This is a genomic window from Acidocella sp. (assembly GCF_035535915.1).
In the GTDB taxonomy this organism is placed as follows: domain Bacteria; phylum Pseudomonadota; class Alphaproteobacteria; order Acetobacterales; family Acetobacteraceae; genus Acidocella.
On record NZ_DATLPB010000024.1, the window covers coordinates 88,251 to 112,856 of the forward strand.

At 63.7% G+C, this 24,606-nt stretch carries 21 protein-coding genes; 12 read left to right on the forward strand and 9 right to left on the reverse strand.

Annotation, left to right across the window (positions count from 1 at the left end):
* Window positions 1-152 precede the first annotated feature (152 nt).
* Window positions 153-953 carry a putative hydro-lyase gene (locus VNC39_RS03285; protein ID WP_325396129.1) on the forward strand — a complete coding sequence of 267 codons (801 nt, stop codon included), beginning with the start codon at window positions 153-155 and terminating at the stop codon, window positions 951-953.
* Between the two features lie 161 nt (window positions 954-1,114).
* Here the strand turns inward: VNC39_RS03285 and VNC39_RS03290 are convergent, their stop codons facing one another.
* The 3 genes from VNC39_RS03290 to VNC39_RS03300 form a co-directional block, all read right to left on the reverse strand.
* On the reverse strand, window positions 1,115-2,071 hold the full coding sequence (locus VNC39_RS03290) for a D-2-hydroxyacid dehydrogenase family protein (protein WP_325396131.1): 957 nt from the start codon (window positions 2,069-2,071) through the stop codon (window positions 1,115-1,117).
* A 107-nt stretch (window positions 2,072-2,178) separates the two neighbouring features.
* On the reverse strand, window positions 2,179-2,811 hold the full coding sequence (locus VNC39_RS03295) for a response regulator transcription factor (protein ID WP_325396133.1): 633 nt from the start codon (window positions 2,809-2,811) through the stop codon (window positions 2,179-2,181).
* Entirely contained in the window at window positions 2,808-4,154 is a 1,347-nt protein-coding gene (locus VNC39_RS03300; protein ID WP_325396135.1) for a sensor histidine kinase, read from the reverse strand. The genes VNC39_RS03295 and VNC39_RS03300 overlap by 4 nt, the downstream gene beginning before the upstream one ends.
* A gap of 224 nt (window positions 4,155-4,378) precedes the next feature.
* On the opposite strand from VNC39_RS03300, the gene VNC39_RS03305 reads away from it, so the two are divergent.
* A complete protein-coding gene (locus VNC39_RS03305) occupies window positions 4,379-6,841 on the forward strand; it encodes a TonB-dependent receptor (protein ID WP_325396137.1) in 2,463 nt (820 codons plus the stop codon).
* A 146-nt stretch (window positions 6,842-6,987) separates the two neighbouring features.
* On the opposite strand, the gene VNC39_RS03310 is transcribed toward VNC39_RS03305, so the two are convergent.
* Entirely contained in the window at window positions 6,988-8,706 is a 1,719-nt protein-coding gene (locus VNC39_RS03310; protein ID WP_325396139.1) for an acetyl/propionyl/methylcrotonyl-CoA carboxylase subunit alpha, read from the reverse strand.
* Here VNC39_RS03310 and VNC39_RS03315 point away from each other — a divergent pair.
* On the forward strand, window positions 8,705-8,839 hold the full coding sequence (locus VNC39_RS03315) for a hypothetical protein (RefSeq protein WP_325396141.1): 135 nt from the start codon (window positions 8,705-8,707) through the stop codon (window positions 8,837-8,839). The two genes, VNC39_RS03310 and VNC39_RS03315, sit on opposite strands and share 2 nt — an antisense overlap.
* Here the strand turns inward: VNC39_RS03315 and VNC39_RS03320 are convergent.
* From VNC39_RS03320 to VNC39_RS03330, 3 genes are read right to left on the reverse strand one after another with little or no spacing between them, the layout of a single operon-like run.
* Entirely contained in the window at window positions 8,836-10,485 is a 1,650-nt protein-coding gene (locus VNC39_RS03320) for an urea amidolyase family protein (RefSeq protein ID WP_325396143.1), read from the reverse strand. The two genes, VNC39_RS03315 and VNC39_RS03320, sit on opposite strands and share 4 nt — an antisense overlap.
* Window positions 10,486-10,501: 16 nt before the next feature.
* Window positions 10,502-11,272: a LamB/YcsF family protein gene (locus VNC39_RS03325; RefSeq protein WP_325396145.1), complete on the reverse strand. Its 771-nt coding sequence runs from the start codon at window positions 11,270-11,272 to the stop codon at window positions 10,502-10,504.
* A 14-nt stretch (window positions 11,273-11,286) separates the two neighbouring features.
* Window positions 11,287-12,537: an NRAMP family divalent metal transporter gene (locus VNC39_RS03330; protein ID WP_325396147.1), complete on the reverse strand. Its 1,251-nt coding sequence runs from the start codon at window positions 12,535-12,537 to the stop codon at window positions 11,287-11,289.
* A 321-nt stretch (window positions 12,538-12,858) separates the two neighbouring features.
* Between VNC39_RS03330 and VNC39_RS03335 the strand changes: the two genes are divergently transcribed.
* Window positions 12,859-13,557 (forward strand): GntR family transcriptional regulator, encoded by a 699-nt coding sequence (locus VNC39_RS03335; RefSeq protein WP_325396149.1) that lies wholly within the window; start codon window positions 12,859-12,861, stop codon window positions 13,555-13,557.
* 89 nt (window positions 13,558-13,646) lie between these two features.
* Here the strand turns inward: VNC39_RS03335 and VNC39_RS03340 are convergent, their stop codons facing one another.
* Window positions 13,647-14,564 carry an AraC family transcriptional regulator gene (locus tag VNC39_RS03340; RefSeq protein ID WP_325396151.1) on the reverse strand — a complete coding sequence of 306 codons (918 nt, stop codon included), beginning with the start codon at window positions 14,562-14,564 and terminating at the stop codon, window positions 13,647-13,649.
* Between the two features lie 144 nt (window positions 14,565-14,708).
* Between VNC39_RS03340 and VNC39_RS03345 the strand changes: the two genes are divergently transcribed.
* The 8 genes from VNC39_RS03345 (at window position 14,709) to VNC39_RS03380 (ending at window position 22,548) form a co-directional block, all read left to right on the forward strand.
* Window positions 14,709-15,053, forward strand: coding sequence for a carboxymuconolactone decarboxylase family protein (locus tag VNC39_RS03345; RefSeq protein WP_325396210.1), 345 nt, complete (start codon window positions 14,709-14,711; stop codon window positions 15,051-15,053).
* A gap of 45 nt (window positions 15,054-15,098) precedes the next feature.
* Complete coding sequence (locus VNC39_RS03350) at window positions 15,099-15,590, forward strand: HPP family protein (protein WP_422652897.1); 492 nt, start codon at window positions 15,099-15,101, stop codon at window positions 15,588-15,590.
* A gap of 51 nt (window positions 15,591-15,641) precedes the next feature.
* On the forward strand, window positions 15,642-15,926 hold the full coding sequence (locus VNC39_RS03355; RefSeq protein WP_325396154.1) for a hypothetical protein: 285 nt from the start codon (window positions 15,642-15,644) through the stop codon (window positions 15,924-15,926).
* A gap of 53 nt (window positions 15,927-15,979) precedes the next feature.
* On the forward strand, window positions 15,980-17,086 hold the full coding sequence (gene lptF / locus VNC39_RS03360; protein ID WP_325396156.1) for an LPS export ABC transporter permease LptF: 1,107 nt from the start codon (window positions 15,980-15,982) through the stop codon (window positions 17,084-17,086).
* Window positions 17,083-18,195, forward strand: coding sequence for an LPS export ABC transporter permease LptG (lptG, locus tag VNC39_RS03365; RefSeq protein ID WP_325396158.1), 1,113 nt, complete (start codon window positions 17,083-17,085; stop codon window positions 18,193-18,195). Before lptF ends, lptG begins: the two co-directional genes overlap by 4 nt.
* 3 nt (window positions 18,196-18,198) lie before the next feature.
* The gene (locus tag VNC39_RS03370) at window positions 18,199-20,415 is read left to right on the forward strand and encodes an LPS-assembly protein LptD (RefSeq protein ID WP_325396160.1); all 2,217 of its coding nucleotides are present in this window, start codon (window positions 18,199-18,201) and stop codon (window positions 20,413-20,415) included.
* A complete protein-coding gene (locus VNC39_RS03375) occupies window positions 20,412-21,719 on the forward strand; it encodes a peptidylprolyl isomerase (RefSeq protein WP_325396162.1) in 1,308 nt (435 codons plus the stop codon). Before VNC39_RS03370 ends, VNC39_RS03375 begins: the two co-directional genes overlap by 4 nt.
* A 250-nt stretch (window positions 21,720-21,969) precedes the next feature.
* On the forward strand, window positions 21,970-22,548 hold the full coding sequence (locus VNC39_RS03380) for a hypothetical protein (RefSeq protein WP_325396164.1): 579 nt from the start codon (window positions 21,970-21,972) through the stop codon (window positions 22,546-22,548).
* A gap of 53 nt (window positions 22,549-22,601) precedes the next feature.
* Here VNC39_RS03380 and VNC39_RS03385 read toward each other — a convergent pair whose 3' ends face one another.
* Complete coding sequence (locus VNC39_RS03385; protein WP_325396166.1) at window positions 22,602-24,497, reverse strand: ABC-F family ATP-binding cassette domain-containing protein; 1,896 nt, start codon at window positions 24,495-24,497, stop codon at window positions 22,602-22,604.
* Window positions 24,498-24,606: the final 109 nt, after the last annotated feature.

Consider the following 24,606-nt stretch of genomic DNA (forward strand, 5'->3'; position numbering starts at 1 on the left):
CGGAGGGCATGGGCTGTGTCGGCGACAATGCCCATGGCCCAGAGTCGATAAAAGTTTTTGCGGCGCTTTTTTTCAAAAAGCGCCCACTTTCTTTCGCATTGCAGGATCAGCCGATCTGTGTAGTCTGGCCGCCTGAAACGAAGGGCTGGACGATGCTTGAAAGATTGACCCCCACCGAAGCCGCCGCAGTGCGCCTGGCCGCGCGGGCCGGGCAACATGACGGCCAAACCAGCGGCGCGGCGCCCGGCTTCGTGCAGGCCAACATCGCCATCCTGCCGGCCGAGCAGGCCAAGCTCTTCGCCGAATTCTGCGCGCTGAACGCCCAGGCCTGCCCGGTGCTGGCAATGAGCGAGCCGGGCGATCCGTCCTTGCCGGCGCTCGGCCAGGGCATCGACATTCGCCACGACCTGCCGCGCTACCGCGTCTACCGCGACGGCGTGTTCACCGATGAACCGACGGACGTGGCCCATCTCTGGCGCGACGATCTGGTGACGTTCGCCATCGGCTGCTCCTTTACCTTCGAGCACGCGCTGATGGAGGAAGGGCTGGAGATGCGCCATGTCCGCCTCGGCCGCAATGTGGCGATGTACCGCACCTCGATCCAAACGAAAGCCGTTGGCCCGTTCGGTGGCCCGATGGTGGTCTCGATGCGGCCGTTCTCCGCGGATAACGCGGACCGCGCGGCAAAAATCTCCGGCCGTTTCGTGCAGATGCATGGCGCGCCGGTGCATGCGGGCGATCCGGCCGCGATCGGCATTTCCGATCTTTCCCGCCCCGATTACGGCGACGCGGTGCCGGTGGAACCCGGCGAAGTACCGCTGTTCTGGGCCTGCGGCGTGACCAGCCAGGCGGCGCTCCAGCACGCGAAGCTGCCCTTCTTCCTGGCGCATGCGCCAGGCTGCATGCTGGTGACGGATCTGCCGCACCGGGCTTACGACGAAGCCGCCGGGTGAAGGCAGGAAGGAAACAAAAAGGAAGGCTACTTTTTGTGAACAAAAAGTAGCAAAAAAACTTTGTTATGCTGGGCCATGGGCGTTGGCAGCGACACAGCCTCAGGCCCAGCGTAAACAAAAGTTTTTGGTGCCGCTTTTTTCAAAAAGCGGCTTCTTTTTTCTTACGTCAGCAGCCGGATCGGCGCGCCATCCAGAAACGCCAGCACGTTTTCGATGCCCTGGCTGTAGAACGAGCGGAACGCCTCGATGGCGCCATAGCCCAGATGCGGCGTCAGCACCGTGTTCGGCAGATGCCGCAGCGGATGGTCCGCCGGCAACGGCTCACGGTCGTAGACGTCGAGCGCTGCGACCAGCCGTCCCGCGCGCAGTTCCGCGATCAAAGCCGCCTCGTCGACCAGGGGGGCGCGCGAGGTGTTGATCAGGATCGCGCCGGTCTTCATCAGCCCTAGTTCACGCGCGCCGATCATGCCCTTGGTGGTCGGCGCGAGCACGATATGCAGGCTTACGACATCGGCCTGCGCGAGCAATTCGTCACGCGGCACGAAGCGCGCGCCGGCGGCAGCGGCGCGTTCCGCGGTCAGGTTCGGGCTCCACGCCAGCACGTTCATGTTCAAAGCCGCCGCATAGCGCGCCATCAGGCTGCCGAGCCGGCCGAGCCCGATCAGCCCGAGCGTCTTGCCCGCGAGCTGGGTGCCCGCGGGCACGCCGGCCTGGAAGCCGCCGGCCCGGATCGCGGCATCCGCCGCCGGAATGGCGCGCGCCGCCGCCAGCATCAGCCCCAGCGTCAACTCGGCGGTGGCCTCGCCATTGCCGCCATCCAGGCTGTAAGAGGTCACGACCTGGCGTTTGGCCAGCGCCGCGAAATCGATCGCGCCCGCACGCTTGCCGGTCATCGCGAAAAATTTGAGCTTCGGCAGCCGCGCGATCAGCGATTCCGGAAACGGCGTGCGTTCGCGCATCGGCATCAGAATGTCGAAATCCGCCAGTTGCGCCGCGGCGTCATCTTCGCTGGCGAAGGCCTCGTGGAAAAACACCACTTCCGCACGGGCGCGCAAGGCGGACCAATCGGCCGCCGATTCGGCAACGCCCTGCCAATCATCAAGAACCGCGACGCGCATGATCAACTTCCTTTCCCAACACCCGGCGACCGAAACCGTGCGCGGCCGCATCTTGTGTTCCTGCCCTACCATTGCCGCCGCGCGCTCAACAAGCCGGCACGCCTGCCTCAACCGAGGTCGCGGCCGTTCAATTTCCATGCGACCGCGTAGCGAATGAGGTCCTTGATATCCTCAAGGCCGAGCTTTGCCTTCAGCATCGAGCAGTTATTGGCGATCGTCTTGTAACTGACGCCGATGCTCCCAGCGATCTCCCCGACGCTTCTGCCCTCGGCGAGAAGACGAATCACGTCGATGTCGCGCGGCGTCAGTTCGGCGCCGTGGTCTTTCATGTTCTGGGCGCGCTGGACCATCGCCCGGCAGATCGAGGCTTCGATATAACGTTTCCCGGCGCCGGCATGGTCGACCGCCGTCAGCAACTCTTCCGGCGCGGCACTTTTTGTGACGTAGCCGGTGGCGCCCATTTCGATGGCCCGGTCGACATAGGCGATGTCGGCATACATCGTGACGATCAGGATACGGGCATCCTGGGCCTCGAGCCGAAGCCTTTTGAGCAAGGCGAAGCCGCTGACATCAGGCATGTCGAGGTCCAGAATGATGATTTCGGGGCGCATCTCCCGCGCCAACCGCAGCGCCTCCTGGCCGGTGGTCGCGTAATGCACCGTGGCTTCAGGGCGCTCGGAGAAGAGCCGGGCGAATCCGGAACGGACCACCGCGTGATCGTCGACGACGAGGATCTTCATGCCGCATCAGCCCGATGGTTGCCGGCCGGCGCGCCAAGCGGCATCACGGCGTGCACGGTCCAGGCGGATGCCGCAGCATCATGAAAGGCCGTAAACCGCCCGCCGCAGGCCTCCACCCGGTCGCGCATGTTGCGCAGGCCAAATCCGCGCTCCTTTGCGGGGGACTGGATGAGACCGTCATTTCTTACGACGATCCCCACTTCGTCCGCGGCGCTCCCCGTCAGCGTGATCGAAAGATAGGAGAGTTCGGCGTGCTGGACGGCGTTGCTGATGGATTCGGTGATGACACGGCACGCGGCGTCGAGAATGGGCGGCGACAGCCGGGACGGGGCCTGGACGGCGTCCAGCTGAAAGGCGATGTCCGGGTAACGCGCCTGCCAATGCGCCAACGATGTCTCGGCGGCCTCGGCAAGCGAGAACTCAGAGTCGCGGCGCGGCTGAAGCCGGTTCAGAATGTCCCGCAGACTCGCCTGGATCTGGCTGAGATGTTCGATAACGCCCGACGCGGTCTCGCGAAGCTCCTTTCGGGACTCAAGGAACGGATGGCGTGCGAGTGACGCGAGATCAATTTTCGCCAGGAAAAGCAGCGGCCCGATATCATCATGGAGGTCGCGTGCAAGATCGGCGCGTTCTTCGGCCTGGATGCGCGCCATTTGCGCTTCGAGACGCGCAGCCTGTGCCGCGCGCGCGGCGAGCTCCTCAACAAGGCGGTTGAACGTCGCGGTCAGCGCGCGCAATTCAAGCGGCCCCTGCTCCGCGACCAGCGCCTCTTTCTCCCCGGCGCGCAGCCCGGCCATGCCGGCCGCCAGCCCCGACAACGGGGACAGGATCCAACCGGCGGTCCGCCAGATCAGGAAAATCGCCGGCACCAGGAACAGAAGCACGAAGAGGCCGTCATTGGTGATGTTCGCCCAGACCTCAGAGCTTTCATTCAAGGCAGTCGCGCGCAGCACCAAAGTCGGGTGGCCCTGCCCCCGAAGCGGGAAAGAGACCGGCGCCAGGGCGGGATTCAAGAGCCGGACGAGCCAGGCCGGCGCCGGCGCCTTCGCCCGGTACGGAACCGACCGCGCCAGGATGCGGCCATCGGCCGCGGCAAGCAACGCCTCGACATTGCGTGAGCCGTTGAAGATCCGCACCAGCCGATCCACTCCCCCCGGCTCACCACCCGACTCGTCGATCAAAGCCAGATTGCTGGCGACCGAAGCCTGAGAGACGATCAACGCGGTGCTGAGCTCGGTGCGAACCTGGCGCCGGCCGTTCAAAACCACGGATCCGGCGCTGAGTGCGATCGCCGCCAGCATCACGGCCATGATAGACAGGATCAATCGCGCCCGAAGCGACATTTTTTATCCTCCCGAAAGCGCAGCCTCCTAAGCGGCCACGCCCCATCTAACAGGAAAAACTGCCCAGGGTCGCGCCCGAGAGCAAGGGCGAAATGGCTCCCGCCGGCGGATCAGGAAAAACTCCCGGCGATTTCGGGAAAACCTCCCGATACGAAAGGCCTATGAGCTGATATGACTTCCCCGGTGAACCGAAGAATGTTCACGTAAGGGGAGATGAGAATTAAATGACGCGGGAACATGCAGGCCGGTATGGGCGCGGGCTCCTGATTCTGGCCGTTACCGTGACGGCGGGCGCCACCGGGCTCCCCGCCTGGGGGCAAACGGCCGGCCAACCGACCCCGACGGGCACGACCACTGGCACGGCCACACCAGCGCCCCCGGCATCTGCAGGCAGCTACACGACGCCCGAGGTCACGATCTCGACGTCGCCCATCCGGAGTTCGGGGGTCAACATCGCGAAATGGCCGCATCCGGTGCAGGTTTTCACGTCGAAAGATTTGCGCGTGAACGGCACCGCCTCTCTGACCGACACCCTGAATCTGACGGCGGCCGGCGTGAACGCCGTCAACAGCCAGGCGAATCCCTACCAGCCGTCGATCATGTACCATGGCTTCCAGGCCTCGCCGATTCAGGGGACGCCGCAGGGCTTGAGCGTCTATGTCAACGGCGTCCGCTTCAATCAGCCCTTCGGCGATGTCGTGATCTGGAGCCTGCTGCCCGATGAGGCGATTGCCTCAACCACCCTGGAAGACGGCAACCCTGTGTTCGGGCTGAATGCGTTGGGCGGCGCGCTCAATGTCCAGATGAAGGACGGCTTTAATTATCACGGCGGCGAGCTGGAGGTTTCCGGCGGCTCCTTCGACAAGATCACCGGCAATCTCGAATATGGCAAGCAGGCCGGTGACGTCGCCGCCTATGTCGATCTCGGCGAGACCCACGAAGGCGGGTGGCGCGACCTGCAATCGTCCGACATTCAGAATTTCTATGGAGATTTCGGCTGGCGCAACGACCATGCGTCGCTGCACCTCAACCTGACGCTGGCCAATTCGGTGCTCGATGGCCCCGGCACGGTCCCGGTGCAGATCCTCAGTGTCGACCGCTCAGCGCAATTCACCGGCCCCAACCAGATCGCCGACAAATATCTGAAGCTGGGCACATCCTTTAACGACCAGTTAACAGCAGACACCTCACTGCAGGTCGTGGCCTATTATCAATATCTGCTGGAGCGCCTGACCAACGGCAACGGCCCGTTCGATCTGCCCTGCGGCCCTGGCCCGAATGAGGCGTTTCTATGCCAGGGCGGCCCCGGCAATCCCGTGAGCACAACCACCGGCGGGGCGCCGATTCCTAATTTTCTGCCAACGCCCAATGAAGCCGGCTTCTTTCCCTACGCCCAGCTCGATTTGAGCACGACCAACACCAACGGCTATGGCGGCTCGGTCCAGCTCACTAACACCGCACCGGTTTTTGGCCTCCACAACAATCTTGTCGGCGGGGTGAGCTATGATGGCGGGTTCACCAAGTACGATGCCGGCGCCTTTGATGGCGGGATTACCGATAACCGCGTCTTTTTCACGCCGCCGGGCATTCCCAATCCCGGTTTCCTGGTGGACGAGCCTGGCACCGTGCCGGCCGACATCGTCATCCGCAACGCCTATTACGGCGCCTATCTGACCGACACGCTCAACCTCACGGACAGGCTGGCGCTGACCATGGGCGGCCGGCTCAACATCGCCGACCTCGTCCTGCATGACCAGAACCCGCCGGACCCGAATTCGCCCCCCGGCGGCCTGAATGGCGGGCATTACTACATGCATGCCAACCCAACCATCGGCGCGACCTACAATGTGATGCCCGCCATGACGTTGTATGGCAGCTATTCGGAAGCCAACGCCGCGCCGACACCGGCGGAACTTTCCTGCGCCAGCCCCGAGGATTCCTGCGATCTGGCGAATTTCATTTCCGGCGACCCCGACCTCAAGCAGATTGTGGTGCGGACCTTCGAAGCGGGGTTTCGCGGCGCCATCCCGGGCCCGGCCGATGCAATCTTCAGCTACAACGTCGATTACTATCACTCTGTCGCCAATGATGACATCGAGTTTCTGCAATCGCCGTTCAATCCGATCGGCATGGGCTTTTTCAGCAATGTCGGGAACGTGCTGCGGCAGGGCGCCGATTTCCAGACCCGGCTCGATGCCGACCGGTGGAACGCCTATCTTACCTACTCCCTGACGGAGGCGACCTTTCAAAGCCCCTTCATCGAACAATCCAACAGTCCGGCGGCGGACGCCAACGGCAACATCGCCATCATGCCCGGCGACCATCTGCCCGGCATTCCACAAAATCTCGTTAAATTCGGCGCCGGTTACAAGGTCACGCCAAAATGGACCCTCGGGTTCAACGCGTACGCGCAGACCTCGAGCTTTTTGTTCGGCGACGAATCGAACCAGACCAAGCCCCTGCCCGGCTATTTCGTGCTGAATTTGACAACCACGTACCAGGTGACGCCGAAGCTGCAATTCTTCGGAGAAATCGATAACGTCACCGACACGACCTACTACAATTACGGGACTTTCTCACCGACCGGCGGCGTCTTCGTGGCGCAAGCCCCGAATTTCGACAATCCACGCAGCTACAGCATCGCCGCGCCCGTCGGCGTTTTCGCCGGGCTGCGGCTGAAACTATAGTTTAGTAAGGCTACTTTTTGTGAACAAAAAGTAGCAAAAAAACTTTGTTATGCTGGGTCATGGGCGTTGGCGCCGACACAGCCTCAGGCCCAGCATAACAAAAATTTTTGCGCCGCTTTTTTTTAAAAGCGGCCGCTTACTTTCCCTTACTCATAATGCCCGATCGCATCGCCGGCATTCACAAACGCCCCCGGCTGGGCCACCAGCCGGATGGTGCCGGCGCGGGCGGCGGTGACCTGCACTTCCATTTTCATCGCCTCCATCACCGCCAGCAGGTCGCCGGCCTGGACCTCGGCCTTGTCCTCGATTTTCCAAACCTGGATGCTGCCTGCGATGGGCGCGCGGATGGCGGCGTCATCAACGCCCGCCGCCGGGGCCGTGTCAGGCTGCGGCGCGTGCGACATGCCCGCGAGAAAGCTGCGCGGCAGGCCGATCTGATGGCGCTTGCCGTCGATTTCTATCGGCAGGCGCACGAGTTCCGGCGTTTCCACCGGCTCGGGCCGCGCCGCGGGCGCCAAATCAGCCCGGAAATCCGTCTCGATCCAGCGCGTGTGAACGGCAATGCCGCCCTCCCCGATGAAATCCGGATGCTCCAGCACGGCCTTGTGGAAGGGCAGCACCGTCGCCAGCCCTTCGATCCTGAACTCGCTTAAGGCCCGGCGCGCGCGCTTCAGCGCCTCCTCACGGGTGCTGCCGGTGACGATCAGCTTGGCGATGAGCGAATCATACTGGCCGGGAATGACCGACCCGGCGACCACGCCGCTATCCAGCCGCACGCCGGGCCCCGAAGGCGGCTCGAACAGCACGACCCGACCGGGCGTGGGCAGGAAGCCCTGGGCCGGATCCTCGGCATTGATGCGGAATTCGAACGCGTGACCGCGGCTCAGATTCGTTTCGGAAATCGACAGCGCCTTGCCTTCGGCAACGCGGAACTGCTCGATGACCAGATCCACGCCCGTGGTTTCCTCGGTAACCGGATGCTCGACCTGCAGCCGCGTGTTCACCTCGAGGAAGGAGATCGTGCCATCCTGCCCGAGCAGGAATTCCACCGTGCCGGCGCTCGAATATCCCGCCGCCGCGCAAATTTTCTTGGCGGACTCTTCAATAATCCGGCGCTGCTCATCGGTGATGAAGGGCGCCGGCGCCTCTTCCACCAACTTCTGGTTGCGGCGCTGCAGCGAGCAATCGCGCGTGCCCAGCACCACCACCTTGCCATGCTTGTCGGCGATGATTTGCGCCTCGATATGCCGTGGCCGGTCCAGGAACCGCTCCAGGAAACATTCGCCGCGCCCGAACGCCGTTACCGCCTCGCGCACCGCCGATTCGTAAAGTTCCTTGACCTCGCCAAGCGCGCGGGCAACCTTCATGCCCCTGCCGCCGCCGCCATAAGCCGCCTTGATGGCCATGGGCAGGCCATGCTGCTTGGCGAAGGCCAACGCTTCCTCGCCGGACGCCACCGGCCCATTGCTGCCGGCCACCAGCGGCGCCCCGACCGACTGCGCGATCCGCCGCGCCGAAACCTTGTCGCCCAGCGCGTCGATTACATCCGCATCCGGGCCGATCCAGATCAGCCCGGCATCGGCGACGGCGCGGGCGAATTCCGCGCGCTCGGAGAGAAAACCGTAGCCGGGATGCACCGCATCCACCTGCGCGCGGCGCGCCACCTCCAGCAGCTTGCCGATGTCGAGATAGGTCTCCGCCGGCTTCACACCGGACAAGGCATAGGCCTCGTCCGCGAGCGCCACGAACGGCGCCTCGGCGTCCGGATCCGCATAAACGGCGACCGACCGCACGCCGTAATCCCGGCAGGCCCGGATGATGCGGACGGCAATTTCCCCGCGATTTGCGATCAGGATTTTCTTCATGGGTATTCCTAAAGACATAGGCGTTTCGATGGAATTGATAGAAAGAAAGTGGCCGCTTTTTAAAAAAAGCGGCGCAAAAAATTTTTGGTTACGCTGGGCCGGTGGCAGTGAAACCAGCACGGCCCAAAGTTAACAAAGTTTTTTTGCTACTTTTTGTTCACAAAAAGTAGCTCTTCCTTTGCTTGGCCTGATTTCCGCGAACGGCGCCACGGACCTGAAGCGGATTTTCGCGCCCACCGGAATCTGCCCCGCCAGGTCCAGATGATACTCGGCGACAGCGCCGATGACCGGATAACCGCCGGTGAGCGGATGGTCCGCCAGGAACAGCAGGGGCTTGCCGTTCGGCGGCACCTCGACCGCGCCGGTCACCGTGCCTTCGCTGGGCAGCTCATCGGAGCGGCTGCGTTCCAGAACCCCGTCGCCATCCAACCGGATGCCGACACGGTTGGATTGCGGCGTCACCACCCAATCGGTACCGGTCAGCGTTTCCACAGCCTGCGCCGTAAACCAGTCCGGGCGCGGCCCCAGGATGAGGTCGAGCGTGACGATTTCCCCCGCTTTGGGAAACGCGAAGGCCGGGATTTCTTCGAGCGCGACGCTGGCGGAAACCGTTTTGGCGTCATTGACGGTGAGCGCGCTGCCCGCCTGCACCGGCGCGGGACCGACCATCGCCAGCGTATCGGTGGCGGCGCTGCCGAGAATTTTCGCCACCTTGAAGCCGCCGCGCACCGCCAGATAGGAACGCACCCCGCTGGCCGGCGCGGCGAAGCTCACCTCGTCGCCGGCCTCCAGCGCCAAAGGCGTGCCGGTCTGCGCCGTGAAAATTTTGCCTTGCGCGGTGCGGATCGTGATGCCGCACGGTGCGCCGGCAACGCCGATCACCGCGCGCCCGCTGCTGCGGAAGGAGAAGCCACCGCCCATCAGTTCCAGGCAGGGCTCGCTTTCGTCATTGCCAGCCATCCGGTTGGCCGCCTTGAAAGCGCCGCGATCCAGCGCGCCGGAAGCTGACACGCCCTGCCCGGTCTGGCCGAAGCGCCCGAGATCCTGGAACAAGGCCGGCAGCGGCGCGGCGGTGACGGAGAATTGAACTTCATCGTCCCCGGCCGCTGTGGCGGGCGGCGCGTCCGTGCTTGCCGTTGGCGCGGAGACGGAAATCTGCGTTTTGACCGTGGCGAGATCGATGAACCGCACGCGGTAGCCCGGCTGGAAATAAGCCGGAGGATTGCGGGCGATGTCCCACATCTTCACCGGCGTGGTGCCGATCAATTGCCAGCCGCCCGGGCTGGCTTGCGGATAGACGCCGGTGAAATGCCCCGCCAAAGCCACAGTGCCAGCGGGAATGCGCAAGCGCGGCGATTTGCGGCGCGGCACGTGCAGCGCCGGATCGCCGCCGACGAGATAGCCGAAGCCGGGCGCAAAGCCGCAAAACGCCACCTTGTATTCGCCCGCCGCATGGCGCCGGATCACGTCTTCGACGCTCAGACCGGTGAGTTCGGCAACTTCCGCGAGATCCTCGCCCTGATAATCGACCGGCACCTCGACGATCCTGTCATCCTGGCGGACCGGCGCCACCAGATCCAGCTGCGAGAGGCTTGCCGCCAGCGCCTCGGCGCTGGTCGTTTCAGCGGCAAAGCCGATCATCAAAGTCCGCGCCGCCGGCACCATCTCCCGGATGCCGGGCAAGGGATTCGCCTGCAAGGCGGCCAGCAACGCCAGCGTCTCGTCGAGATCGTTCAACTCGACCAGAAAGCTCGTCAAATTCAAAGGCAGAAAGCGCATGAAAAGAAAACTTTGCTTACGCGGCCGCCGGCAGGAAGGATTTCACCGCGACCCCATTGCTCTCGAACACGCGCCGGATGGTTTGCGCCATCGTCACCGCGCCGGGGCTGTCGCCATGCACGCAGATCGATTCGGCTTCGATGCGGATTTCCGTACCGTCGACCGCCGCCACCGTGCCGGTGCGCACGAAGTTGAGCATCCGCGCGGCCACGAAATCCGCATCGTGCAACACGGCATTGGGCTCCCGGCGGGAGACAAGCAGCCCCTCCGGCGTGTAGCCACGGTCGGCGAACACCTCAGCCACCACCTTCAACCCTTCCCCCCGGGCAAGCTGCAGAATCGGCGTGCCGGCCAGCCCCATCAGCACCAGATCGGGATCGACCAGCTTGATCGCCTCGATCACTGCGCGGCCCTGGCGTTCATTCTTGGCGATATGGTTGTACAGCGCGCCATGCGGCTTCACATAGCGCACGGCAGTGCCCGCCGCCCGGGCGATGCCTTGCAGCGCGCCGATCTGATAGATCACGTCGCCGATCAGTTCTTCGCTCGTCACATCCATGTCGCGCCGGCCGAAGCCGACGCGGTCTGGATAGGACACATGCGCGCCGATCGCGACGCCGCGCGCCGCGGCATCGCGCACCGATTTCAGCAGCCCCGCCGGATCGCCCGCATGAAAGCCGCAGGCGATGTTGGCGCTGGAAACCACGCCGAGCAGCGTGGAATCATCACCCATTTTCCAGGCGCCATAGCTTTCGCCAAGGTCACTGTTCAGATCTACGTTAACCATGCGCCTGGTCTCCCTTACATGCTCAAGAACGCGAAAATCGGCCCGATGGATTTATACGCCATATACCAGGTCACCAGGCAGACTAGCACCCCCGCCACCAGCAGCCAGCGCGGATAGCGGTACCCACCCATGAGATGCTTGCACGCGTAAGCGGCATACAGGAAGATCGACAGGCCGATCGGCAACACCAGCCCGTTAAGGCCGCCGACGAACACCAGCATGGCCGCGGGCGTGGTCTTCAAAAGGATAAAGCAGACCAATGAAAAGGCGATGAAGCCGACCGTTGCGATGTTGCGGTTGCGCTCGGTCATGCCCTTCTTGAACGCGGTCAGGAAGGAGACGGAGGTGTAACCCGCGCCGATGATGCTGGTCATGGCCGAGGCCAGGAACACCGCCCCGAACAGGCGGTAACCGATGGCGCCGGTCGAAGCGAGGAAGGCCTGGCCGGCAGGATTCGCCGCCTTGCCGGAAATGTGGATCACCGTGCCGGCGGCAACCACGCCGAGAACGGCAAGGAAGAGGATGTAACGCATCACGCCGGTGACGAGAATGCCGGTGAGAGCGGCGCGATTCGCCGCCGCCAGATTCTCCGGCCCGACCGCGCCCTTATCCAACAGGCGATGCGCGCCGGCATAGGTGATATAGCCGCCGACCGTGCCGCCGACGATGGTGGTGATGGTTGCGAAATCGATATGACTCGGCGCGAAGGTCTGGTGGAACGCCGCGCCGACCGGGGGCGCCGCCGCAATGCAGGCATAGACGACCAGGATCAGCTTGACGATGCCCGCGCCCAGCACCACGCGGTCCATGGCGATGCCGGCGCGCTTGGAGATGAAGATGCCGATGGCGACCAGCGCCGCGAGGGCGCCGCCGATTTTCGGATCGGTACCCAGCAACGCGTTCAGGCCCAGCCCCGCGCCGGCAATGTTGCCGATATTGAAGAACAGGCCGCCAACGATCACCAGTACCGCGAGCAGGTAGCCCGAACCGGGGATCGCGGCATTGGCGATATCCGAGGCGCGCATCTTGGTGATCGTGACGACGCGCCAGATATTGAGCTGCACGACGAAATCGATGACCACCGAGGCCAAAATCGCGAAGGCGAAGGCCGCGCCGAGCTTGGCCGTGAACGTCGCGGTCTGCGTGATGAAGCCAGGCCCGACAGCGGCCATGGCCATGATCATGATTGCCGCGAGAAAATCCTTGCGCCGCGCCGCCCGGGGCATCATGCCCGCCGTCGCCGTAATGGTTGTTGCCTGCTCCACCTAATCCCTCCGCTTTATGGCTGCCGCCCCACATTCACGACGACTGACGCCAATTGCGGCACAAATACGTCCCCGTCAATCTTGTTGAACAATAAGATTCAACTCTTCCTACAATAAAGCCAAATTCATAACCAACATTTGGTCAATTATTAGCCGCACGCTGCTTTTTCAGCGCTTTTTCTGCCGAATCCGGCGGCCCACCCCGCCCACCGCCCTGCATCCCGGCCCGTCACCAGGGATAGCCGCTGGCGCGGGCTTCAGATAAGGAACGCCCCCAGGCCCCGTCAAAATGGCCGCACCCGGCAGGACAAACGAAGAGAAATGCACCAAGCCCCAGCGCTTCCGCTCCCCCAAAAATTGGCTGATACGCTGAGAAACTGCCTGATCGACGGAGACTTCAAGCCAGGACAACGCCTCTCGGAGCAGGCGCTTTGCACGCAACTCGGCGTCTCGCGCAACACGCTGCGCGAAGCCTTCCGGCTGCTGACCAAGGAAGGCTTGCTGGAACACAAGGCCAATCGCGGCGTGTTCGTTACGACGCCGACCATTTCTTCGGTGATCGATATCTACCGCGTGCGGCGGATGATCGAACACCGCGCTCTGGCCCAATCATATCCGAAACACCCGGCAACGGCCCGCATGCATGAAGCCGTCGATCACGCGAAGGCAGCCCGCGAGCAGCAGGACTGGCACGCGGTCGGCAGCGCCAACATGCTGTTCCACGCGGCGATCGTGGCGCTGGCCGACAGCACGCGCCTCAGCGAATTCTACGCCCAGGTGGCGGCGGAGCTGCGCCTGAGCTTCTTCCTGCTCGACAACCCCGAACTGCTGCACGCGCCTTATGTCGACATGAATGCCGGTATCCTCGCCTTGCTCGAGCAAGGCCGCCCGCAAGAGGCCGCCGCGGCGCTGGATGCTTACCTCCAGCAGTCCGAACGCACCGTGCTCGCCGCCTTGGCCAGGCGGGAAGACAAGGAGGAAGGAAAAAGCAAAAGACTACTTTTTGTGAACAAAAAGTAGCAAAAAAACTTTATTTACTCTGGGCCATGGGCGTTGTCGGCGACACAGCCCATGGCCCAGCATAACAAAAAGCTTTTGCGCCGCTTTTTTCAAAAAGCGGCTGCTTTCCGGCCGCGCAACCGCCCCGGCCGCACGCCGAACTGGCGCAGGAACGCGCGGCTGAAAGCGGCCTCTGATTGATAGCCGACAGCGTCGGCGATTTGGCCGACGGACTCATGGCCGGCGAGCAGAAGCTGGCGCGCCAGGCCGAGGCGCAGCCCCATCAGGAAGGTCAGTGGGGGCACGCCGGCGGTTTTGCGGAAGGCCCGCACCAATGTCGCGCGCGACGCGGCGGCGATGTCCGCCAGCGCGTCGAGCGACCAGTCGCGCGCCGGATCGCGCAACATGGCGAGCGCCGCCGGCGCCGTCATTCCATGGGCCAGCAGCGCCAGGAGCCCCGCGGGCGGCGGATGGTCCTCGAGATGGCGCCGCAGCATCATGACGAACATGGCGCGGGCCAGATCGGCGGCAATGGAGGCTGCCCCCGGCCGGGCGCCGTCCAGCTCATCTCGAATCGACGCCATAAGGGCAACGAACCGCTCGGCCAACGCTTCCTGGCCGGCACGCAGGACGATCACGTCCGGCAGAGCGGCAATCACCAGATTATCCGGCGCCACCTCAAAATGCAGGCTTCCACAGATCAGCTCGGCGCCGATGCCGACGCCCACGCTGGTCTTGATGCGGATGGCATTGCTGTAAGTAACGCTGACCGGCGGGCCGCCGGCCGGCCCCGCGTTCGGCGCGCGCAGCACATGCCGGTCTCCATGCGGCAAGAGCAGCACATCGCCGGCTTGCAGCGTCAGGACGTCGCGGTGCGAGCGCTCCAGCACGCATTGCCCCTGGGTGACGATATGGAAATGGGCCCCGCCATGCATCTGGTCGTGCGGCGACCGCCAATCGCCGCCGAAACGGCAGAAATCCTCGAGCTCCGGGCGGACATGCAGCAACGGCGCCAGACCGCTCAACATATCCCCATCCCGTGGCGCGACCGCTGTCACGGCGTTCCGCTTTGATCCGCGCGGCCATGTCTTCGCGCCGCGCCGGCATTCGCGGAAGGGGGCGGAAAGCCTAGTGTTGGGGACGCTTCAAACACAAGGATGTCGGTCATGCACATGATGGATTGGAACATTTATCGTCAACAGGTCGTAGCCGGTGTCGGCGGCGTCGCCAAATTGGCGCCCGACACGGTTAAAGCCTATGCCGCCCTCTCCGGCGCCGGAGTAAAGACCGGCCATCTCGATGCCAAGACCCGAGAGCTGATCGCGCTGGCGGTGGCCATCTCCTTGCGTTGCGACGGTTGTATTGCGGTTCATACCGAAGCCGCCCGGAAGCTCGGCGCCTCCAAGGAAGAGATCGCCGAGGCGCTGGGGACCGCCATCGCTGTGAATGCAGGCGCGGCCTTGGTCTATACCACCCGCGCCATGGACGCGTTCGACGCGGCCCTTGAGAACGCTTAAGGTAGCGGTCCGATCATGAGCCACGGCGGCCCGTTGCCGGCCCGTATGGTCGCGTGTTGGGGCACTGCGCTTCGCCCCAACATGTTGGCCTGCTTATGGATGGCGCTATTGCTTGGCGCCCTGGCAAGGCTCGATCACGCCGACGGCGGGGTTTTTCTGATCCCGCCCTTCGCCGCGACGTTGGCGATCCTGGCCTATCTGCCGGAGGTCTCGATTGCCCAGCCGCTCGCCGTCGTGTGCGGCTCGGTGGCCGGCGCGGCGATCGGCACCGTGGCCAGCCTGGTCCTCGGCTTCGGTCCCGGCGTGGCGATGCTGGCGGCACTGAGCGCGGCGATCCTTCTTCCGCTGCTGCGAATCGTCCACCCGCCCGGCATCGCCTTGGCGATGTGTCCGGCCCTGCTGCATGCCGGCCTGTTATTTGCCATTGATGTCGTCTTGCCTTTCACGCTTGCCGCGGTGATTTCCGCCGCCGCCATGAGCCGGGTGGTGCCCGGCTGGGCACGATATCCAAGGCCGCTGCGCGCCGAAACCCGCTGAGCCGGGCGGCAGGCCTGGAGCGGCCCGGCGCAAAGCGGTAGAAGGATCGCCATGTCCCCCCTCATCCATCTCTCCCGTTATGGGTATGGCTACCACTCCGGCTTCAGCGCAGGCTATCATCCGGCCTATTCCGCGCATTACGGCTATGGTTACGCGCACGCGTTCAGCGGCGGGTGGCTCACGCATATCATCGTCTCCTCGATCGTCCATGGGCTGATCTATTCGGTGATCTTCCGCCTGCTCGGCCACCTCTCGCTCGGCGAAGCCATCGTGCTGGTCGCGGTCGTCATCGCGGTGCTGTACAGCCTCAGCCGGAGCAACGCCCGGCGCTGGTAACGCCACCTCGGCGCCCTTGCGTTTACGGCGGCTCCCAGCCAGAACCTGCGGATATGGAGCGCCGCCCCCGCCTTAGCCGGATCGACCACTATATTTTCAGCCAACTCCTGGTGGCGCTGCTCCTGGTCACCACCGGGCTGGTCGCCCTGATCTGGCTCACCCAGTCCCTGCGCTTCATCCAGATCATCGTCAGCCATGGGCTTTCGCCGTTCGTTTTCCTGCGGCTGACCATGCTGCTCGTGCCCAGTTTTGTCGCCACCATCCTGCCGATCACGTGCTTCATCGTCGTACTGTTCGTCTATACGCGGCTGGCCGGCGACCGCGAGCTGACGGTGATGCGCGCCGCCGGCATGTCGGACGTCACCCTCGCCCGGCCGGCCCTGCTGATCGCCACCGGAACCATGCTGTTCTGCTATCTGCTGAATCTCGTGCTGGTGCCGGCTTCGCTCACCGCCTTCCGCGCTTACGAATTCGAGATCCGCAACCAGATCGCCGCCTTCCTGCTGCAGCCAGGCGTGTTCACGCCGGTGGCGGCCAATGTCACGGTCTATGTGCAGGCGCGCAACCCGGATGACAGCCTGCGCGGCATCCTGATCGAGGACGGCCGCGATCCGCGGAATCCGGCCACCATTCTGGCGCAGAGCGGGCAATTGGCGGTCACCCCGCAAGGGCCGGAAGTGCTGCTCCAGCACGGGTCGCGCGAGGAGGTGGACCCGCGGACCGGCCGCCTCGATGTTCTCGATTTCCACACCTACACCGTCTCCCTGGCCCAGGCGTCCCAGGGCTACACGCCGGAACTGACGGATTCCGCCGAGGCCCCGCTCCGGCAATTGCTGCACCCGCCCCGCACCATCACCGGACCGGACCGCGCCAAATGGGTGGTGGAGGCACATCGGCGCCTGACCGCGCCGCTGGCGGTGATCAGCTTCACGCTGATCGGCCTGTTCGCCGCGCTGCGGGGGATGTTCCGCCGCCATGGCGGGATCGTGCGCCCGGTCTCCGCCGTCCTGGCCGTGACTTTGCTCGTCGCGCTGGGGCTTGGCGTGAACAACCTCGCGGCACGCAACCTCGCTTTGCTGCCGCTGATCTGGGCGACCGCGGTGGCGCCGGGCCTGGTCGCGGCCATTCTCCTGTTTTCGCGTCAGACCGTGCGCTCATGACCATCCCGCTCACGCTCGCCTGCTATATCGGCCGTCAGTTCGCCTTCGCGGTGCTGGCCATGCTCGCCGCCTTGTCGGCGCTGGTGTCGCTGTTCGACTTCCTCGAATTGCTGCGCGAATCCGCGACCGCGCCGCATGCGGGTTTCAGCATCGTCGTCGAGATCGAATTTTTCCGCGTGCCATGGATCATGCTGCAGATCCTGCCCTTCGCGGTCCTGCTCGGCGGCATTTTCGCCTTCTGGCGGCTGTCGCGCTCGTCGGAACTGGTGGTGGCGCGCGCCGCGGGCATTTCCGCCTGGCAGTTCCTGGCCATGCCGGTGTTGCTGGCCACACTGCTCGGGGTCTTCGGCACCGGCGCGATCAGCCCGCTCTCCGCCGTCATGTTCGGCCGCGCCGAGAGCCTCTACAACGCCTATCTTCAGGCTGGCGGCGGTCCGCTCTCGCTCAATGGCGGTCAGCTCTGGGTGCGCCAGGCCGATTCCGGCCTGACGCCGAATGGCGTCGCGATTCTCCACGCCGACAACGTGACATTGCACAAAAACGTGCTGAACGCCGATCATGTCAGCGTGCTGCGGCTCAACCAGCAGACCATGCTGCTGCAGCGGCTCGAGGCCGCGCACGCCACCCTCAATGCCGGCACCTGGGACTTCGCCAATGTCGACATATTGAAGCCCGATGCGATGCCGCAGCCTTTGCCGGCGCTGCGCTTTCCCACCGACCTGACCGTGAGCCGCGTGCAGGAGAGTTTTGCCTCTCCCAACGCGTTGTCCTTCTGGGCCCTGCCCGGCTTCATCGCGCTGCTGAAGCGCTCCGGCTTCTCGGCCACCCAGCATGAGCTGGCCTTCCAGGCTTTGGCGGCCCTGCCTTTGCTCTGCGCGACCATGGCGCTGGTGGCCGCCGGGTTTTCCATGCGCCCGTCGCGGCGCGGCGGCGCCACGCGCATGCTCGCCAGCGGCGTCGGCTGCGGCTTCGCGCTGTTCATGGTGTCCGAGGTGGCCAACCAGTTCGGCACGTCCGGGGCGATCCCGGTGGTGCTTGCCGCCTGGGCGCCGGCCGCCGCCGGATTATGCCTGGCGCTTGCCTTGTTGCTGCATCTGGAAGATGGCTGACCTATGAACCGCACCAGGACCTTCCTGCTTGGCCTCGCCACCACCACCTGCCTCGTCGGCCCGGCTCATGCCCAGCTCTCCCTCCTGGGACCGTCGGCCCATGTGGACAACCGCGCGCCGGTGAGTTTCACGGCCGACAAGATCACCTACGACCATTCCGGGAACATCGTCACCGCCACGGGCCATGTGCGGGCGGTGCAAAGTGGCCAGACCCTGTATGCCGACAAGGTGGTGCTGAACCGCACCACCAATGTCGCGGTCGCCACCGGCCACGTGATTCTCGTGCAGCCCGACGGCAACACCGTGTTCGCCGACCAGGCGACGCTGAGCCAGGGCATGAAGGATGCGGTGATGCAAGGCGTCTCCGCCCGGCTGGCGATGAATGCGCGGCTCATCGCCAACGGCGCCCGGCGCTATAATGGCCAGATCGACCAGCTGGCCAAAGTCGTCTATTCCGCCTGCGATTTGTGCAAGACCAATCCCACCGCGCCGCCGCTCTGGCAGCTCGTTGCCAGCGGCGTCACCCGCGACCTTCAGCACAAGATGATCGAGTTCCACGACGCGCGGATGGAATTCAACGGCTTCCCGGTTTTCTACTTCCCCTATCTGACCGAGCCCGACCCCTCGGTGCGGCGCCAGACCGGGCTGCTGATCCCGGATATCGGCGTAAACTCCCGCCTCGGTACGTTCGTGGAAATTCCTTACTATTTCACGCTCGGTCCCTCCGCCGACATCACGCTGGAGCCGGTCTTCGCCACGAAAGAAGGGCCGGCTCTGCGCTTCGATTACCGCCAGGCCTTCAATTTCGGCCAGCTGACGGCCACCGGTTCGGTCGGCCGTTTGGGCAGCACCTACGGCTACTCGCTGTTCTCCACCGGCACATTCGATCTGAATCAGGATTGGCGCGCCGGCTTCAATATCCAGCGCGCCTCGAACGCCAATTATCTTGACGCCTACAGCCTCTATCCGGTCTATGCCTTCCTCACCAGCAACGTGTATCTGGAAGGCTTCACCTCCTCCTCCTATGCGCGGCTGGACGCCGACACGTATCAAGGCCTGGTCACTTCCATCAACAACAGCAACTTGCCGGTGGTGATGCCGCATGGCGAGTATGATTTCCTTTCCGACCAGGATGCACTCGGCGGCCAATATTCGGTGCATGCCGACATGTTCAACGTGACCCGCAATGTCGGCACGGATACGCGGCGCATCTCCGCCATCCCCGGCTATTCGGTGCCGTTCAGCCTCCCCGGCGGCGTTGTCGGCACCGCGCGGGTGGAGCTCGTCACCGCCGCCTACGACGCCAGCCACCTCTTCGAGCAGCCGAATTTCAGCAACCTCAACAACGCCGAGACCGCCCGCGCCCAGCCTTACGGCGCGGTTTTCATGCGCTTGCCGCTGATCCGCCAGGCCGGGCGGTGGGGCAACCAACTGATCGAGCCGGAAGTGCAGTTCGTGGCGTCGCCGAATATCGGCACGTCACAAAATAACCGCATCCCCAACGAGGACAGCCTCGACCTCGAATTCTCCGACGCCAACCTGTTCTCCCTCAACCGCTATCCCGGCATCGACCGGCTGGAAGGCGGTTCGCGCGTGGATTACGCGATGCACGCCGCCTGGTACCTGCCGAACGGCGCGACACTGGACGGGCTGCTCGGGCAATCCTACCGTTTCCACAAGGACAACGACTATCTCCCCGACTCCGGCCTGACCGACAATGTCTCCGACATTGTCGGTCGTTTCATCGTCGCCCCTACGCCATATTTCAACCTGACCTACCGTACCCGCCTCAGCCATGACGATCTGGGCGCGCGCATGATCGATGCCACCGCCAATGCCGGCACGCATCTGCTCAATGGCTCCATTGGGTATTTCTACGAAAACACCAACCCTTATGTGCTCTACAACACGCCGGGCAATGGTGGACCGCCGCTGACCCCGCCACCCGCGTATTTCATACCGCGACACGAAATCACCGCCAGCGTCGCCACGAATGTCGGCAAGTGGTCGTTCAGCACCGGTGTCGCGCGCAACCTGCAAACCGGCACGTTCGATGATGCAAGTTTCAATCTCGGCTGGCAGAACGATTGCTTCGGCATCAATCTGCTCTACTACCAATACTTCACCTCCTACTTCTCTCAGGGGGGGAATGGCGGCACCACCGCCATCGTCCAGTTCACCTTCAAAACCCTCGGAACCTTCGGAATGAACGCCTTATGAAGCAGATGCAGATCCTGTGCGCCGCCCTGGCGCTCACCGCGTTCGGCGCCGCACCGGCCATGGCCCAGAAGGCGATGCCGGGCACGTCACCCGGCGCCGGGAGCCCCTACGACGCCAGCATCGCCGCTGTGGTCAACGGCCAGGTGATCACCAATCAGGACGTCACCAACCGCGCCGCCCTGCTCGCGGTCTCCATCGGCATTACGCCCTCGGCCGAGGTACTGGCCCGGCTGCGGCCGCAAGTCACGTCGCAGTTGATCGACCAGACGCTGGAACTGCAGGAGATCGAGCAACGCAACGTGACGGTGTCGGATACGGATGTCGAAGCGGCCATCGCGCATATCGAGCAGACCAACGGCCTGCCGCCCGGCGGGCTGCACGCGCGCCTCACCGCCGCCGGCATCCCGTTCAGCACGCTGGTCGCGCAACTGCGCACCGAACTCGGCTGGCAGACCGTGCTGCATCAGATTCTCGGGCCCGGCCTGGAACCGACCCAAGGCGACATGGATGCGGAAAAAGCCGCGTTGAAGGCCGAACTTGGCAGCACCCAGTACCATATCTCGGAAATCTTCGTACCGGTGACCAATCCGGCGAACGATTCCAACGCCCGCAACTTCGCCAACACCGTGATCAGTCAGCTGCGTGCCGGCGCCGCCTTCCCCATCGTCGCCGCGCAGTTCAGCCAGGCACCGTCGGCGCTGCAGGGCGGTGACCTCGGCTTCGTACAGCTCAGCCAACTCGACCCCGCCGTGGCCTCGCTCGTCACGACGATGCCGATCGGCGCCATCAGCAACCCGGTGCGCGTGCCGGGCGGCTACGATATCGTGCAGTTGCACGACACCCATAAAGTCGGCGCCGAACAGCAGAACATGTTGTCGGTCCGCCAGGCGTTCGCCCGCTTCCCCACCCCAATCACCGACGGCCAGGTCGGGCCCGCCCAGACTGCCGTCATCGAGAAGCTGGTGCACAGTGCCAGCGCCGCGCACTCCTGCGCCGATATCGCCGCGCTCAACACCTCGCTCGGCAATGCTCGCCCCGGCGATCCGGGCCCGGTGAACCTCGCCACCGTCACCCCGCCGGCATTCCAGATGCTGCTCTCCCAATTGCCGATCGGCCAGGCGAGCCGGCCTCTGGTCGAAAGCGACGGCGCCTCGGTGGTGATGGTTTGCAACCGTACCACCGAGGCCGAGCAGCTGCCGCCGGATCGGGTGATCAGCAACATCATCGTCGAACGCCGCGTGGAGCTGGAATCGCAGCAGTTGCGGGATGAATTGCGGCACCGCTCGATCATCACGCAGAGCTAGGTATTCGGTGCCGGCCAAGGGGCCTTGCCCCTTGGGACCCCACTGCGGCCGAAAGGCCCCAGACCCCAAAATTAGAGCAATATGCGTCTGGCTGAAATCCGGAAAACTCCGCCTAAACGCCTGAAATTCCTAAAAAATCGCCAGAACATTCATCGTTTCAGTGCTTTAGCGAAGCATTGATAAAATTTTAGAAACTCTTAACTTACGGCAACCAATAATTTTTAACGTCTTCACCTAAAGGTTGCCAGTGATGAAGTCCTCTTTTCCAGTCCTTGCGCTCATGATTGCGGGAAGCACACTCTGGCTTTCCCCTGCAAGAGCTCAAGAAACGAACATGAGCAATTCGGATGCCTCAACCGAAGCAACATTGAATGTCATTGATGCCACTCAAACCGTCATTGGCGACAAGAAAATTTGCCTTGTAAAAGTAACAAGCAACAAAAATAGCTTAGTGCAAGATGTGGATAAGCTCCGAACGCTGGGCATTTTGAACAGCAGTTTCAGTGATGACTATTTTGAAAATAATCCGGGAGTTCTAATCACGGTGATGGCTTTTCAAAGCGCCGCCGCAGCGACCGACGGATTTTTCGGCGCCCACCAAACAGCACAGTCTTGCAAATTTGAACAATATCTCGGTTACACGGATGATTATGGCAACGATCAGAGCCAGCTTCTGTTCTCGTACAAATTTACTCGAGCGATATATACCAAAATTAATTGGGACAAGTTTAACGCCGCCAATATCTCGGCGGTCAGCTTGGACTTCTCGCTGACGCCAGCGATGAAAGCGATCGTCCAGTTGGCAAGCCAGTCGAACGGCAACGATTAATTCAATGCATCTTAAGCCTTCTTCGGAAGCCAATAGGCCCGAAAAGAGGTATTTCAACCGGCTTCTTCCAGTGCCGCTTCCGCCGTCAGCCAGTCCTGCTCCGCGGCCTCGGTCTCGCGCTTGATCGCGGCGAGCCGTTTGTTGATGTAAGCAAGGTCCTTGGTCTTGGCTTGGGTGTACATGCCGGGATCGGCAAGCTGCTTCTCAAGCAGCGCGGCCTCGGCCGCCAGCTTCGCCAGCTTCTGTTCCGCCGCCTTCACCGCCTGGCGCAGCGGCGCCATTTTGCTCCGCGCCTCGGCGCGTGCCGCCTTGCCGTTATTGTTGCTGTCACTGCGCTCGGCCTTGCGGGAATTGTCACGGCTGCCGCCGCCATTGCTGGCGCTGCCTTCCGTCACGCTCGAGGCATAGGCCGCGAGGTCGCCTTCCAGCGCCGTCACTTTGCCGCCCGCCACCAGCAGCAGCCGGTCCGCCACCAGATCGACCAGATACGGGTCGTGGGAGATCAGCACCACCGCGCCTTCGAATTCCGCCAGCGCCTTCACGAGCGCGTCGCGCGCGTCGATGTCCAGATGGTTGGTCGGCTCGTCGAGGATCAGCAGATGCGGCGCGTCGCGCGTCGCCAGCGCCAGCAGGAGCCGCGCCTTCTCGCCGCCGGACATGGCGCCCACTTTGGTGTTCACCCGGTCCGCATCCAGCCCGAACCGCGCCGCCTGCGCCCGCACCTGCGGCGGTGTGGCTTTCGGCAGCGCGCGGGAGAGATGGTCGTAGGGCGTGTCGTCCATCACCAGATCATCTTCCTGGTGCTGGGCAAAATAGCCGACGCGCAGATTGCCGGTGCGGAATTCCCGCCCGCGCAGCGCCGCCAACCGACCGGCCAGCAGCTTGGCCAGAGTCGATTTGCCGTTGCCGTTGGTGCCAAGCAGCGCGATGCGGTCTTCCATGTCCAGCCGCAGCGACACGCCGGTGAGGATCGGCTTGCCGTCATAGCCGATATCCACGCCGTCCAGGCTCAGCATCGGCGGCGCCACGGGCTCGGCGGAGGGGAAGGAGAAATGCGTCGCCTTGTCCTCCACCACCGCCTCGATCTGCGGCATCCGCTCCAGCGCCTTGATCCGGCTCTGCGCCTGCCTAGCCTTGGAGGCCTTGGCGCGGAAACGGTCAACGAATTTCTGCATATGCGCGCGCTGCTCCGCGGCTTTTTCCGCCGCCCGGCCTTGCTGCAACGCCCGCTCCGTCTTGATGCGGACGAACTCCGCGAAACCGCCGGGGGTGAGGGTGAGCCGGCCGCCGTCGAGATGCACGATCGCCTCCACCGCGCGGTCGAGCAACTGGCGGTCATGGCTCACGAGCAGCACCGCGCCGGGAAATTTCTGTAAATAATTTTCCAGCCAAAGCGTCGCTTCGAGATCGAGATGGTTGGTCGGCTCGTCGAGGAGCAGCAGGTCGGGCTCCGAGAACAGCACGGCGGCAAGCGCCACGCGCATACGCCAGCCGCCGGAAAAGCTGCTCATCGGCCGGCTTTGCCACTCGCTCGAGAAACCCAGGCCGGAAAGGATCGCGGCGGCGCGGGACGGCGCGGCCTCGGCGCCGATCGTCAGCAGCCGGTCATGGATTTCCGCCAGCCGCTCCGGCGCCACCTCCGGGTCTTCCAGCGCCGCCAGCAAAGCGGTGCGCTCGGCGTCCGCGGCCAGAACCACCTCCAGCGGCGTGATCGAACCGGCCGGCGCCTCCTGCGCCACATAGCCCATCCGCACCCGGTTGCCTAAGCGGATCGTGCCGCCATCGGGCTGCAATTCCCCGCCGATCAGCTTCAACAACGTGGACTTGCCCGCGCCGTTGCGGCCGATCAGGCCGATCCGCCGGCCGGGATCGACCATCAAACTGGCCTGATTCAGCAAAGAACGGCCGGCAATGCTGTAGGAGAGATTATCGAGGATCAAAACGCTCATGCGCCGATCCTTAGAGCAAACGGGCAAGGAAAACGAAGGGGAAGGCTATTTTTTGTGAACAAAAAGTAGCAAAAAAACTTTATGACTCTGGGCCATGGGCTGTGTCAGC